A 14,224-nucleotide genomic window follows, 5' to 3' on the forward strand; every position below is an offset into this window, starting at 1 on the left:
CGGTGTGCGCCGCACTGATGGGAGACATCGATGTCGACGGATGCCGACGCGCCGCAGCGCCCGGTCGAAGCCCCGGCCTGGCGTGATCGCAAGCGCTATCTCTGGCTCTGGGGGCTGTTCGCGCCGACCGGCTTGTTCACGATCGGGCTTCCGCTGATCTGGGCACTGAACGAAATCGGCTGGCATCGCCTGGCGCAGGTGCCGTTCTGGCTCGGCCCGATCCTGGTCTACCTGGTGATCCCGCTGGCCGACATCTTCTTCGGCCCCGATGGCGAGAACCCGCCCGACGAGGTGATGACGTACCTCGAGAACGACAAGTACTACCGCTACCTCACGTATCTCTATCTGCCGTTCCAATACGCCTCGCTGATCCTGGCCTGCTACCTGATCAGCGCCGACGACCTCGGCTGGCTCGGCATCGACGGCGGCCTGCACGTCGTGGACAAGATCGGTCTGGCCATCACGGTCGGCACGATCGGCGGCATCGGGATCAACACCGCCCACGAACTCGGGCACAAGAAGGTCGACCTGGAGCGGTGGCTGTCCCGCATCGCCCTGGCCCAATCGTTCTACGGCCACTTCTACATCGAGCACAACCGCGGCCACCACGTCCGCGTCGCCACCCCCGAGGACCCGGCGAGTTCCCGTGTGGGCGAGACCTTCTGGGCGTTCTGGCCGCGGACGGTGTGGGGCGGCCTGAAGTCCTCGTGGCGGTTGGAGAAGGTGCGGCTCGAGCGATTGGGCAAGAAGCCGTGGTCGCCAGGCAACGAGGTGCTCTCGGCCTGGCTGATGTCGGTCGTGCTGTACGCGGCGCTGGTCGCGGTGTTCGGTCTCGGCGTGCTGCCCTACCTGGTGTTGCAGGCCGTGATCGGTTTCAGTCTCCTGGAGGCGGTCAACTACCTCGAGCACTACGGACTGGTTCGTCAGCGCACCGACACCGGTCGCTACGAGCGTCCCGCCCCGGTGCACAGCTGGAACAGCGACCACATCGTCACCAACATCTTCCTGTACCACCTGCAGCGGCACAGTGATCACCACGCCTACCCGACCCGTCGCTACCAGACCTTGCGCAGCTGGGACGGTGCGCCCAACCTGCCGAGCGGCTACGCGAGCATGATCCTGCTCGCCTACTTTCCGCCGTTGTGGCGCAAGGTGATGGACAAGCGGGTGCTCGCGCACTACGGCGGCGACATCACCCTGGCCAACATCCACCCGGGCAAGCGGGATCGGATCCTCGCGCGCTACGGCGCGGAGGTGGAATCATGACCGCATACCGTTGCCCTGTTTGTGATTACATTTTCGACGAGACCAAAGGCGCTCCGCGCGAAGGGTTTCCGGCTGGCACCCGGTGGGCCGACGTGCCCGACGACTGGTGCTGCCCGGACTGCGGTGTGCGGGAAAAGATCGATTTCGAACCGGTAGGAGTGACCTCGTGACCGAATACAAGCTGTACCAGTGCATCCAGTGCGGCTTCGAATACGACGAGGCCAAGGGCTGGCCCGAAGACGGCATCGCGCCCGGCACCAGGTGGGACGACATCCCGGACAACTGGACCTGCCCGGACTGTGGCGCGGCCAAGGCCGACTTCTTCATGGTCGAGATCGAGCGGTCGTGAGATTTTGACTGCGGCGGATGCCCGTGACAACCTCGCGGGTATGCCGCGCAATGGACCGAGGGTTCCGTACCAGGAGGCGGCGCGGGAACTCCTGCGCACCTCCGTCCTCGACGCCATGCGCGAACTGCTGACCGAGCGGGACTGGTCCAAGATCACGCTCGGCGACGTCGCGGCACGGGCCGGGGTGAGCAGGCAGACGCTGTACAACGAGTTCGGTTCGCGCGCGGGCCTCGCGCAGGGATACGCCCTGCGCTTGGCCGACGACCTGGTCGACCATGTCCGCAGCGCCATCGCGGGCAACGAGGGCGACGTCCGCGCCGCCTTCCGCGAAGCGCTGTCCGGCTTCTTCCTCGACGCCGCCGCCGATCCGCTGATCCAGTCGCTGATCGCGGGCGAGGTGAAGCTGGACCTGCTGCGCCTGATCACCCTGGACGCCGCGCCACTGGTCGAACACGCCACCGAGCGGCTGTCCAAGGTGTTCCAGGACAGCTGGGTCGACGCGACGGAGGCGGAGTCGGTCGTGCTGGCGGCCGCGCTGGTCCGGATCGCGCTCAGCTACATTCCGACACCGCCCGCGCCGGGCCGCAACGCGCCCGCCGATCTCGCCGAACTGCTCGGGCCCTACGTCGAGGCGATCCTGGCCGCCCGTGCGGCGCGTCGACCGAGTGCCTCGGATTCGCTCGATTAGGGGAAAGGCCCCCAAGAAATAGGGGCCGCCGACTGCCCTGGTTAGGGGAACCTTAGGGGCGAAGCCCCGATTTGCGGGAGGTGTGCGGTGACTGCTGTCACATGTGAACTCCCTGAAAAACCGACCGCCACGCTTGTAACGGTCGACACGTTTAGTCCGCGAACTCCGGTGTAACGGACTTCAAGCCTGTAAGTATTCTCATACATCGGAGTTAGGATTCTTAATTAGCGGGGCAAACGTGCAAACGGTTGGCAAACCGGCGGGATCGCCAGATCCCAAACGCCATCTGTGGGTTCTCGGCCTGATCGCACCGGCTTCCGCGTTGCTGCCCTCACAGCTTGTGCTGCACACTGGCGCCGCGGTGTTCTGGTGGATCGGACCGATCATCGTGCTGATGGTCATTCCCTTGCTGGACTGGCTGGTCGGCGAGGACGGCAGCAATCCGCGCGACGAGGACTACGAGCTGCTGTCCAACGATCGCTACTACCGGTGGTGCACCTACCTGTTCCTGCCGATCCAGCTGATCGGGCTGATCGTCGCCGCCTACATGTGGGCGGGCGACGAACTGAGCGTGCTCGACAAGCTCGGACTGGCCGCCACGCTGGGCTTCGTCAGCGGCATCGGCATCAACGCCGCGCACGAACTCGGCCACCGCGTGGAGCACATGGAGCGCTGGCTGGCCAAGATCGCGCTCGCGCAGTCCGGGTACGGGCACTTCTTCGTCGAACACAACCGCGGTCACCACGTGCGTGTCGCGACGCCGGAGGACCCGGCGAGCGCCCGGCTCGGCGAGTCGCTGTGGGAGTTCCTGCCGCGCAGCGTCGCGGGCGGTTTCCGGTCCGCGCTCGCGCTGGAGAAGGAGCGCCTGGCGCGCAAGGGCCTGCCCTGGTGGACCGTGCACAACAACGTGCTGCAGGCATGGGCGATGACGCTGGTGCTGTTCGGCGCGCTGATCGCCGTCTTCGGGATCGCGGTGCTGCCCTGGCTGCTGTTGCAGGCGGTGATCGGCGCTGCCCTGCTGGAGACGGTCAACTACGTCGAGCACTACGGCCTGCTGCGCGAACGCAGGCCCAACGGCGCCTGGGCCCGCTGCTCCCCGCGCGATAGCTGGAACAGCGACCGGCTCGTCACCAACATCTTCCTGTTCCACCTGCAGCGGCACAGCGACCACCACGCCAATCCGGGACGTCGGTACCAAACCCTGCGGAGCTCGCAGGAGTCCCCGCAGCTGCCCGCGGGCTACGCGAGCATGATCGTCTTCGCGGCCATCCCGCCGCTGTGGCGCTCGATCATGGACCACCGGGTGCTCGCCCACTACGACGGCGACATCACCCGCGCGAACATCCAGCCGCGCAAGCGCACCCGGATCCTCGCGAGCTACCGCGCGACCGCCTGAGCGCCGCGCCCGTGCCCGTCGAGGCGTGCCCCGACGGGCACGCGGTACGTCGCGAGGCGTTCAGCGACTAGCCTTGCATCGGTACAGCCGACCATGGAGAGGCAGATGACGACCTCAGAACTTCCCGCACGCACGTCCATGACCCCCGATGTCCGCAATGGCGTCGACTACAAGGTGGCGGACCTGTCGCTGGCCGAGTTCGGCCGCAAGGAGATCCGACTGGCCGAGCACGAGATGCCCGGTCTGATGGCTCTGCGCCGCGAGTACGCCGACGTGCTGCCGCTGAAGGGCGCGCGCATCTCCGGCTCGCTGCACATGACGGTGCAGACCGCCGTGCTGATCGAGACCCTCACCGCGCTCGGCGCGCAGGTGCGCTGGGCCTCGTGCAACATCTTCTCCACCCAGGACCACGCCGCCGCCGCGGTCGTCGTCGGCCCGCACGGCACGGTCGAGGAGCCCAAGGGCACCCCGGTCTTCGCCTGGAAGGGCGAGACCCTGGAGGAGTACTGGTGGGCGGCCGAGCAGATGCTGACCTGGCCGGGCGAGCCCGCCAACATGATCCTCGACGACGGCGGCGACGCCACCATGCTCGTGCTGCGCGGCGCGCAGTTCGAGAAGGCCGGTGTGGTTCCGCCCGCCGACGAGGACCACTCCGCGGAGTACACGGTCTTCTTGAACCTGCTGCGCGAGCGCTTCGAGACCGACAAGGGCAAGTGGAGCGCGATCGCCGAGAGCGTCAAGGGCGTCACCGAGGAGACCACCACCGGCGTGCTTCGCCTCTACCAGTTCGCAGCCGCCGGCGAGTTGGTGTTCCCGGCGATCAACGTCAACGACTCGGTGACCAAGTCGAAGTTCGACAACAAGTACGGCACCCGCCACTCGCTCATCGACGGCATCAACCGCGGCACCGATGTGCTCATCGGTGGTAAGAAGGTGTTGATCTGCGGCTACGGCGATGTCGGCAAGGGCTGCGCGGAATCGCTTGCGGGACAGGGCGCCCGGGTGCAGGTCACCGAGATCGATCCGATCAACGCGCTGCAGGCGCTGATGGACGGCTACGACGTGGTGACCGTCGAGCAGGCGATCGGCAACGCCGACATCGTCATCACCTCGACCGGCAACAAGGACATCATCACCCTCGAGCACATGAAGGCGATGAAGGACCAGGCCATCCTCGGCAACATCGGTCACTTCGACAACGAGATCGACATGGCGGCGCTGGAGCGTTCCGGCGCAACCAGGTTGAACATCAAGCCGCAGGTCGATCAGTGGACCTTCGGTGAGACCGGCAAGTCGATCCTGGTGCTCTCGGAGGGTCGTCTGCTGAATCTGGGCAACGCGACCGGACATCCGTCGTTCGTGATGTCGAACAGCTTCTCCAACCAGGTGATCGCTCAGATCGAGCTGTGGACCAAGCCGGAGGAGTACGACAACGAGGTCTACCGCCTGCCCAAGCACCTGGACGAGAAGGTCGCTCGCATTCACGTCGAGGCGCTCGGCGGCACGCTGACCAAGCTCACCAAGGACCAGGCCGAGTACATCGGCGTCGACGTCGAGGGCCCCTACAAGCCGGACCACTACCGGTACTGAGCCGGGCAGTAGAGTCGGCCGACGAAGGCCCGTCGATCCACGGATCGACGGGCATTCGTGCTATCGGGGCCTTGGAAGCACACCGGAGGTTCGCAGAAACCGCCCGATCCGGTGGACAGGAGCCGCAGGACATCGGCACTGCCGGAGCTGATCGCGCCATCGGACACCTCGGCGGGTGCGCTGTACGGCTCGAGCGGCAGCGGGGCGGCCGTGCGCAGAAGTCCGACCACTGGTCGCGTCGTTGGGGAGCCACGATTTTTCGGGTCGCCCGGCCGGGTAGTCTGCTGGCCATGGGCGTACTGATAGCGGTCGAGGGCCTCGATGGCGCCGGGAAACGGACGCTGATCGATGGGCTGCTCGCCGAGCTGTCCGGGAAGGGGCTGCGCGTCGCGAGCGCCGCCTTCCCGCGGTATGGCCGGTCGATCCACGCCGATGTGGCCGCCGAGGCGCTGCGCGGCGCACATGGTGACCTGGCAGGGTCGATCAACGCGATGGCCGTGCTGTTCGCTCTCGATCGCGCCGACGCCGCTGCGGAATTGTCGAACATGGTGGCCGCCAACGACATCGTGATCCTGGATCGCTACGTGGCCTCCAACGCCGCCTACTCCGCGGCGCGGGCCGATCAGCAGGCCGACGGCGAAATCGTCGCCTGGATAGGCGAACTGGAGTTCGGCCGCCTGAAACTTCCGGTGCCGCAACTCACCGTGCTGCTCGAGGTGCCCACCGAGGTGGCCGCCGAACGCGCGCGTCGCCGTGGCGAACTGGACGCCGCTCGTGCGCTGGACGCCTACGAGCGTGACGGTGGCCTGCAGCGGCGCACCGCGGCCGTGTACCGCGAGCTGGCGGATCGGGACTGGTTCGGCCCCTGGTGGACATACCGATCCGGCGACGATCGCCCGGCGCTGCTCACCCGCTGCGCCGAACTCGTTGGTGGATAACGTTGGATAGACGTCGGGTTGGTACCAGTGTTTGGCGTGGCAGCCCGATCCTGGCCTGGGAGATGACAACATAGTAATTATGAAGCCGAAGATTCTGGTCGTCGACGACGATATGGCACTCGCTGAGATGCTCACGATCGTCCTGCGCGGGGAAGGGTTCGACCCGCACGTGGTCGGCGACGGTACGCAGGCACTGGCGGCGGTTCGCGAGATCCGCCCCGATCTGGTGTTGCTGGACCTGATGCTGCCCGGCATGAACGGCATCGACGTGTGCCGTGTGCTGCGGGCCGATTCTGGAGTCCCGATCGTCATGCTCACGGCGAAGACCGACACGGTCGACGTCGTGCTCGGTCTGGAGTCCGGCGCCGACGATTACATCGTCAAGCCGTTCAAACCGAAGGAGCTCGTCGCCAGGGTGCGCGCCCGCCTGCGCCGTACCGAAGAAGAGCCCGCGGAGCTGCTGTCGATCGCGGACATCGTGATCGACGTGCCCGCGCACAAGGTGAGCCGGGGCGGAGCGCAGATCTCGCTGACTCCGCTCGAGTTCGACCTGCTGGTTGCCCTCGCCCGCAAGCCGCGCCAGGTGTTCACCCGCGAGGTGCTGCTCGAGCAGGTCTGGGGCTACCGGCACGCGGCCGACACCCGGCTGGTCAACGTGCACGTGCAGCGGCTGCGCGCCAAGGTCGAGAAGGATCCGGAGAATCCCGAGATCGTGCTCACCGTCCGCGGCGTCGGCTACAAGGCCGGACCGCCGTGATCGATGGCGATGCCCAGCAGGCGGACGCCCAGGGCTCGAAAGAGGCCGCGTCCGCCGTGGGTGATCGGGCGGGCACGCCGGGCGGGACGCTGGCGCGTCTCGAGCGTTCGCTCGCCCCGGTGGCCGCCTGGTTCAAAGAGGCGGGCACCGCGCTCGGTCATGTCTGGCGCCGGTCGCTGCAGCTGCGCGTCATCGTTTCCACGCTGACGCTCTCGCTCATCGTGATCACCATCCTCGGTGTGGTGCTGACCAGTCAGATCACCGACCGGCTGTTGGACGCGAAGATCAACGCCGCCGTCGAGGAGATGGATCGCGCCCGCAACTCGGTGGAGAGCCAGCTGGTCGGCGTGCAGGACGCGGGCACCCAGCAGCAGCGTCTCACCGACGCGCGCAATTCCCTGTCCAACCGCGGCGGGACCGGTCAATCCACCGGCGCCGCAGGTAGTTTCGACTCCGCGCTGAGCATGGTCGGCGGTACGCCGCAGCAGCCGATCACCTCCGGCCCGATCACCGAGATACCGGAGGAACTGCGCCGGTTCGTGCAGCGCAATCAGGTCAGCTACCAGTTCGCCACGGTCGAGGACCCGGACGGTTACCAAGGGCGGGCGCTGATCATCGGCAGCCCGAGCGCCGAGGTGCCGACCCTGGAGATCTACCTGATCTTCCCGCTGGCCAACGAGGAACGCAGCCTCGCGCTGATGCGCGGCACCATGATGATCGGCGGTTTGGTGCTGCTGGTCCTGCTCGCCGCGATCACCGCGCTGGTCACCAGGCAGGTCGTGCTGCCGATCCGGTCCGCGGCGCGGATCGCGAGCCGCTTCGCCGACGGTCGCCTCAAGGAGCGCATGCTGGTGCGCGGCGAGGACGACATGGCGCGACTGGCGCAGGCGTTCAACGAGATGGCCGAGAGCCTGTCCAACCAGATCACCCAGCTCGAGGAGTTCGGCAATCTGCAGCGACGGTTCACCTCGGACGTCAGTCACGAGTTGCGCACGCCGCTCACCACGGTGCGCATGGCCGCCGACCTGATTCACGGCAGCAGCGAGGATCTCGATCCCGCGCTGGCGCGCAGCGCCGAGCTGCTGGTCACGGAGCTGGACCGGTTCGAGGGTCTGCTCAACGACCTGCTGGAGATCAGCCGCCACGACGCGGGCGTCGCCGAACTCCAGGTGGAGTCGCTGGACGTGCGGATGTGCGCGCGGGCCGCGATCTCGACGGTGCGGCATCTGGCGAAGGACGCCGGCGTCGAGGTCGTCATCGATCTGCCGGAGGATCCGCTGGTCGCCGAGGTCGACCCGCGCCGCGTGGAACGGGTGCTGCGCAACCTGCTCGCCAACGCCATCGACCACAGCGAGGGCAAGCCGGTGCTGATCCGCATGCGCGGCGACAGCGAGGCCAACGCCGTCGCCGTAGTGGTGCGCGATCAAGGCGTCGGCCTGCGACCCGGCGAGGAGAAGCTGGTCTTCAACCGGTTCTGGCGTTCCGATCCCTCGCGCATGCGCCGCTCCGGCGGCACCGGCCTCGGACTGTCGATCAGCGTCGAGGACGCCAACCTGCACGAGGGCAGGCTGGACGCCTGGGGTGAGGTCGGCGTCGGCGCCAGCTTCCGCCTGACCTTGCCGCTGGTGCGCGGCCGCAAGTTGGGTCCGAGTCCGCTGCCGCTGGAGCCCGGCCGCCGGCGTCCATCCGATGCCGACAGCGATACGCCGACGGTGCCTTTCCCGCACGCCATTCCCGGCTTTGCGGACCCGCTCGGCGCGAACGGGACGCCGTCGACCGGTACGGCGGCGAACGGCGTCAGCGCGCGCCGAGCGTCGGATGACCCCGCTGCGGACGCGGCGGCGGCGAACGGTACCGAGGAGCCGACCCGCGCGCGCAATGGCGTCAGCGAGGCAGAGGAGGGGCCGCACGCCGCCGATACGGGTAGCCCCGGGGCGGCGCGGACGCAAGCGCCGGACGCTTCCGGCTCCGGTCGTGTGCTCACCGAACGCGGAGACGTACAGTCATGAGAATGCTCGGTGCCAGATCGTCCCGACTGGCCGCTGTCGCGGTGCTCGTCACGGCGCTGCTGACGATCAGCGGCTGTGCGAGCCTGCCGGAATCCTCGGCACCGCAAGCGCTCGGCACGCTCAATCGCGAACCCACCTCCGAGGGACCGCCACCACCCATCCAGGGCCGCGATCCCGATCTGCTGCTGCGAGATTTCCTGCAGGCGACCGCCGACCCGGCGAACCGACATCTGGCCGCCCGCCAGTACATGACGCCGTCGGCCTCGGCGCAGTGGGAGGACGGCGCGAGCACGACGATCGTCGACAAGCCGGATACGCTGCGCGAATCGCGCAGCGGTGACACGGCCACCTACGTGATCCGCGCCCAGAAGGTCGGCGAGCTGGCTCCGGACGGCGCCTACCGAGCCGTCGACGGCACGGTCGAGAACAAGATCGAGATGAGCCGGGTCGACGGCGAGTGGCGCATCGATGAGCTGCCCGACGGTGTCGTGATGGACCGCACGGCGTTCAACAAGTCCTACCGTCGCTACGTTCTCTACTTCGTGGAACCCGGCGGCACCTCGGTCGTGCCCGATCTGCGCTGGATCTCGGTGTCCAAGAATCAGCTCGCCCAGCGCCTGCTCACGCTGCTCACCGAGGGCCCGCAGCCGGAGCTCGCCTCGGTCGTGCGCAATCAGCTCGGCCAGCCGGTCGCGCTGCGCGGTCCGATCACCAAGGCCAACGGCGACCCGGAGGAGGTCGGCATCGGGCTCGGCGGCGTGCGCGTCGACTTCGCGGGCGCGGGCGGGTTGAGTCCGCGCGATCGTGAACTGCTTGCCGCACAGGTGGTGCTGACTTTGGCGGGCGCCGACATCCTGGGCCCGTACATGCTGCTCGCCGACGGGAAACCGCTGGACGACCGGTTCGCGGCCAACGGCTGGTCGGTCGCCGACGTGGAACAGCTGAGCCCCGAGCTGTTCGCCCAGAACCGGATCGGACTGCACGCCTTACGCGGCGGTGCGCTCGCCCAGGTGAACGAGCGCGGCGTGGTGAACGCGCCCGGCTACTTCGGGTCGGTGAACAACCTGCAGTCGGTGGCGCTCTCGCCCGACGGGCAGCTGGTCGCCGGGGTCGCCGCGAATGGACGACCGGACCCCGAGCCGCCGCGCACGCTCATGGTCGGCACCTACGGCGGCAATGCCTTTCCGGTCGCCGAGGGCACCACGATCAGCAGACCGTCCTGGATCGCCGACGGCGGCGCCGCCTGGGCCGTGATCGATGGGGAACGGGTGATCCGCGCCGTCAACGACCGCGGCACCGGCAACGTCTCGGTGCAGGACGTGGACACCTCGGCGTTGACGGGGTCGTCGTCCGGGCCCAACTTCCGCGGTCCGATCACCGAACTGCGCATCTCCCGCACCGGAGTGCGGGCCGCGCTCATCGCCGACGGCAAGGTGTACGTCGCGGTGGTGGAACGGCGGCCGGACGGCAAGTACGCGCTCACCTCGCCGCTGCCGCTGGCCGTCGATCTGAGCACCCGCGCGCTCTCGCTGGACTGGCTCGGCGGCGAAGCGCTCATCGTCGCGCGCGAGGGCAACATCAATCCGGTGCTGACCGTCACCATCGACGGTTCCGAGCAGTACCCGTTGACCTCGCAGAACCTCACGGCTCCCGTCCGGGTCGTGTCCGCCTCGCCGACCACGCAGTACGTGGCGGACTCGCGCGGTGTGCTCGAGCTGACCAACAACCAGACGAGCGAACTGCGCTACTGGACCGAGATCCCCGGTCTCGGATCCGACACCGCGCCGGTGCTGCCCGGCTGAGCCACCCGCCGAATGTCGGTGGGCGGGTGCACACTTCGGCCATGGGAGCCGCCGAACACCTCGCCGCCCTGCTGGACTTGGCGCTGCCCGCCTCATGCGCGGGCTGCGGGGTGGTGGGCGTCGGATGGTGCGCGGACTGCGCGGCGGCACTGAAGGTGGGTCCCGTACGGGTGCGTCCGCGCACCGATCCCGGCGTCCCGTGCTGGGCGCTCGCGCCGTACGCCGGTCCCGCGCGTCGCGCGGTGCTCGCCGCCAAGGAACGCGGCCGCCGCGATCTGGCCGCGCCGCTCGGGCTGGCGATGGCGTATGGCCTCGCCCGATTGCGAACGCCCGATCGCGTATTGGTGGTGGTGCCCGCGCCGAGCCGCGGCGCTTCCGCGCGACGTCGCGGCGGGGATCCGGTGCTGCGGATGGCGCGTGCGGCGGCGGGGTGGCTACCGGATTGCCGGGTGGTGCCCATGGTGCGGGTGTGGTGGGGTGTGCGCGATTCGGTGGGATTGACAATCGGTGAGCGCCAACACAATCTGCGCGGCAGGGTATCGGTGCGGCGCGGGCCGCTCGCGAGCCTGCCGAGCACGGTCGACACCGAGGTCGTCGTGGTCGACGATGTGCTGACGACCGGCGCGACAGCCCGCGAATCGGTGCGTGCGCTACGCGCGGCCGGAGTCGAGACAAGTGCCGTCCTGGTGACGTGTTCTGCTTGACTCCGGGAAATTTGCGTGAACACTGGCGGACCGCCCGTTGGCGTACTACCGTCGCGATCACACACCCGAACCGAGAGTTTGGAGGTGGCGCCTCGGACAACTTCGTGTCGTGCGAATCCCAGGTGTGAGCCAAGCCCGAAGGCGTCAGCCTGTCTGACAACGAACGGCTCTCGCGCACCCCATGACCTCCGGATTCCGCTCGGCACGGCTCAATCCCGCCGCACGGGAAATCGGTCCGTGCGGCCAGATCCGGGAGGTACGCGTGACGACTTCTTCACGTCCTTCAGTGAAAGACGCAGATCCTTCGGTGCTGGATGCCGGCGCCCTGGATACGACAGAGCAACCCGCAGCGGACCAACCACCGGCCACTCGCGCCGACATCGTGGTAAAAGGCCGCAACGTCGTGGTTCCTGATCATTATCGAATCTATGTCGCGGACAAACTCTCCCGTCTCGAACGCTTCGACCCGTCGATCTTCCTCTTCGACGTCGAGCTGTTCCACGAACGCAACCGTCGTCAGCGCAAAGCCTGCCAGCGCGTCGAGATCACCGCGCGTGGCAAGGGCCCGGTGGTACGGGCCGAGGCCTGCGCGGACAGCTTCTACGCCGCCTTCGAGTCGGTGACCGCCAAGCTGGAAAGCCGGATGCGCCGCATCAAGGACCGGCGCCGGGTCCACTACGGGGAGAAGACCCCCGTCTCGGTCGCCGAGGCCACGGCCGATCTGGTCGACGATTCGCTGTTCACCCTGACGGACGAAACCTCCACGGCGCACGCGCACCCCGGTGAGCGCGCCGAGAAGGGGGAACCCGAGTACGAGGCCGGTCCCGGCCACATCGTGCGGACCAAGGAGCACACCGCGACACCGATGACAGTCGACGATGCCCTGTACCAGATGGAACTCGTCGGCCACGACTTCTTCCTCTTTCACGACAAGGAGACCGACCGACCGTCGGTCGTCTATCGACGTCATGCCTTCGATTACGGCCTGATCAGGCTCGCATAGCCGAACGTCGAAAGAGTCGCCCGGCCGACGCCCCCGCGGGCGTCGGCCGCTTGGTCTCCGCACCGGCTCGCGCTCGCGGCCACGCGCGCGCCAGTTCCAGCAGCTGGCGCAGTTCCGAATCGAGATCGCGGGACGCGGGCGCCACGGTTCTCGGGGTCGCGTTGGCGGGACCGCATCCTTCGGCTTTGGCGCATATCCCGTGCGCGATCCGCCGTGCGTAGCGCTCCGTCGGGCTCGCTCCATCGGGCATCGGAAGATCTTCGGGCGCATACCTGTTCAAGTGCAGCAGGGCGTCGCGGATCTCCACCGTCATCCGGATCAGCCGGACCTCGGGCTCGTCGCGCCCGGTCGCCGCGAGGTCGAGAACGATCTCCGGCACCGCGCGCGTCACATCGGTCCACAGCGGGCGCAGCCGTCGGCAGTAGCGCCGGGACCGATCCCAGCCCGCGCGCGTCACCAGTACGCCGAGCAGCGGCACCGCGAGCACGGCGGCGCTGACCACGATGACGGTGAAGTTCGGCCACGCCCAGCGGATCAGGTCCGGATCCTCGATGCGCACGGCGTCGCCGAGGATCCCGCCGAACAGCAGCGCCGAGAACGGCAAACTGCACGCGCCTGTGGCCAACGCCGCGAGCAGTGAGCCGTAGACCAACCGCTCCCGCCGCGTGGTGTCCGCGCGAGCCAGCTCCCGCCACAGGGCGCCCGCCATCACGCGGCCGCAGGCGATCGCGGGCAGGCAGAATGCCAGCGCCGAGATCGCCGACCACATTCCCGGTGTCTGGCCGAGCAACGTTCCGTTGTGCCGTGCGGGTGTGCCGACGACCAGGATGACGACGGCGCACACGGCGGCGATCAGGTAGTAGCGACGCTGCCGTCGCCGCGCGCCCGACGGGTCCGCGCCCGCCCACAGCATGGCCGCGCCGTAGGCGCTCATGATCGCGAACAGCATGCAGCCCATGGAAAGCTGGTGCATGAGGCTGCCGAATCGCGGCGCGATCCCACGCTCCAGCAGCACCATCCCCACCGCCGCCCACGCCAGCGCCCGGTTCAGCAGCCGGTCGGTGATGGTTCGGTGCAGCAGCGCCCACCTGCCGATGGTCACCAGGGCGACGAATCCGATCAGCGGCGCGGCGACTACCCCCGGTATGGGGGAGTTCACCTGCGACGGTCGCGGAAGAACGTCCGGTGCAGCAGGGAGTCGCGGCGCGGCGGGCGCATCGCCTGCAGCATCACCATGTCGGCGAAGGTCTCGGCGTCCCGTTCCCTGCTCGTGCCGTAGTCGGTGCGGCCGAGGACGTGCGCGATGGATTCCGGTGAGATCGAGGGCAGCAACTCGGCGACGGCGGCGAGGGTGTGCGCGGTCTGGTCGCTCGGCGTCGGCTCCGCTTCCGGGCCGTGTCCGAGCAGCATGTGCCCGAGTTCGTGGGCGATGATGTGCTCGGCGTGCCATTCGGTGGTGTCGGCGCCGTAGACGATCACATCGCTGTCCTGCTTGGCGATCCACAATCCGCTGCCGGTGCCGCACCCCGCGCCCGCGAGCACCGCGGTGTCCACCGGCTGCAAGGTGATCGGGCGGTCACGGAACTCGGCGACGGTATCGAGATAGGTGTTCAGATTCCACGGGTGCGGTATCGGTACGTGCCGGGAAAGCTCCCGGAACCGGGTGTCCATACCGGCCATGCGATGCGATCTCCTACAGCAGTTCCGCGGTCCCGCCCCGTG

14 protein-coding genes are annotated in these 14,224 nt (G+C 68.2%); 12 read left to right on the forward strand and 2 right to left on the reverse strand.

Going from position 1 to position 14,224, the window contains the following annotated elements:
• Positions 1-30 precede the first annotated feature (30 nt).
• The 12 genes from AB0H49_RS13525 (at position 31) to raiA (ending at position 12,502) form a co-directional block, all read left to right on the forward strand.
• Entirely contained in the window at positions 31-1,266 is a 1,236-nt protein-coding gene (locus AB0H49_RS13525; protein ID WP_355001736.1) for an alkane 1-monooxygenase, read from the forward strand.
• A complete protein-coding gene (locus AB0H49_RS13530; RefSeq protein WP_355001735.1) occupies positions 1,263-1,436 on the forward strand; it encodes a rubredoxin in 174 nt (57 codons plus the stop codon). Before AB0H49_RS13525 ends, AB0H49_RS13530 begins: the two co-directional genes overlap by 4 nt.
• Positions 1,433-1,615, forward strand: a complete 183-nt coding sequence (locus AB0H49_RS13535; protein WP_068061951.1) for a rubredoxin — start codon at positions 1,433-1,435, stop codon at positions 1,613-1,615. The genes AB0H49_RS13530 and AB0H49_RS13535 overlap by 4 nt, the downstream gene beginning before the upstream one ends.
• 40 nt (positions 1,616-1,655) lie before the next feature.
• Entirely contained in the window at positions 1,656-2,303 is a 648-nt protein-coding gene (locus AB0H49_RS13540) for a TetR family transcriptional regulator (protein WP_355001734.1), read from the forward strand.
• Positions 2,304-2,643: 340 nt separating this feature from the next.
• Positions 2,644-3,699, forward strand: coding sequence for an alkane 1-monooxygenase (locus AB0H49_RS13545; protein WP_357250895.1), 1,056 nt, complete (start codon positions 2,644-2,646; stop codon positions 3,697-3,699).
• Positions 3,700-3,804: 105 nt separating this feature from the next.
• Positions 3,805-5,289 carry an adenosylhomocysteinase gene (ahcY, locus tag AB0H49_RS13550; RefSeq protein ID WP_357250898.1) on the forward strand — a complete coding sequence of 495 codons (1,485 nt, stop codon included), beginning with the start codon at positions 3,805-3,807 and terminating at the stop codon, positions 5,287-5,289.
• 290 nt (positions 5,290-5,579) lie between these two features.
• Positions 5,580-6,227 carry a dTMP kinase gene (locus tag AB0H49_RS13555; protein ID WP_355004324.1) on the forward strand — a complete coding sequence of 216 codons (648 nt, stop codon included), beginning with the start codon at positions 5,580-5,582 and terminating at the stop codon, positions 6,225-6,227.
• A 70-nt stretch (positions 6,228-6,297) separates the two neighbouring features.
• Positions 6,298-6,984 carry an MtrAB system response regulator MtrA gene (mtrA, locus tag AB0H49_RS13560; protein WP_355004330.1) on the forward strand — a complete coding sequence of 229 codons (687 nt, stop codon included), beginning with the start codon at positions 6,298-6,300 and terminating at the stop codon, positions 6,982-6,984.
• Between the two features lie 119 nt (positions 6,985-7,103).
• Positions 7,104-8,993: an MtrAB system histidine kinase MtrB gene (gene mtrB / locus AB0H49_RS13565; protein ID WP_355004329.1), complete on the forward strand. Its 1,890-nt coding sequence runs from the start codon at positions 7,104-7,106 to the stop codon at positions 8,991-8,993.
• Between the two features lie 2 nt (positions 8,994-8,995).
• Positions 8,996-10,795: an MtrAB system accessory lipoprotein LpqB gene (gene lpqB / locus AB0H49_RS13570; RefSeq protein ID WP_357250901.1), complete on the forward strand. Its 1,800-nt coding sequence runs from the start codon at positions 8,996-8,998 to the stop codon at positions 10,793-10,795.
• A 41-nt stretch (positions 10,796-10,836) separates the two neighbouring features.
• Positions 10,837-11,499, forward strand: a complete 663-nt coding sequence (locus tag AB0H49_RS13575) for a ComF family protein (protein WP_357250904.1) — start codon at positions 10,837-10,839, stop codon at positions 11,497-11,499.
• 181 nt (positions 11,500-11,680) lie between these two features.
• A complete protein-coding gene (gene raiA, locus AB0H49_RS13580; RefSeq protein WP_355004321.1) occupies positions 11,681-12,502 on the forward strand; it encodes a ribosome-associated translation inhibitor RaiA in 822 nt (273 codons plus the stop codon).
• Here the strand turns inward: raiA and AB0H49_RS13585 are convergent.
• Both AB0H49_RS13585 and AB0H49_RS13590 read right to left on the reverse strand, forming a co-directional pair.
• Positions 12,489-13,661, reverse strand: a complete 1,173-nt coding sequence (locus tag AB0H49_RS13585; protein WP_357250907.1) for an MAB_1171c family putative transporter — start codon at positions 13,659-13,661, stop codon at positions 12,489-12,491. The genes raiA and AB0H49_RS13585 overlap by 14 nt on opposite strands.
• Positions 13,658-14,182: a hypothetical protein gene (locus AB0H49_RS13590; protein WP_355004319.1), complete on the reverse strand. Its 525-nt coding sequence runs from the start codon at positions 14,180-14,182 to the stop codon at positions 13,658-13,660. Before AB0H49_RS13590 ends, AB0H49_RS13585 begins: the two co-directional genes overlap by 4 nt.
• Between the last annotated feature and the right edge of the window lie 42 nt (positions 14,183-14,224).

Origin of the sequence: Nocardia sp. NPDC050713 (assembly GCF_040654315.1) — a bacterium.
Classification (GTDB): domain Bacteria; phylum Actinomycetota; class Actinomycetes; order Mycobacteriales; family Mycobacteriaceae; genus Nocardia.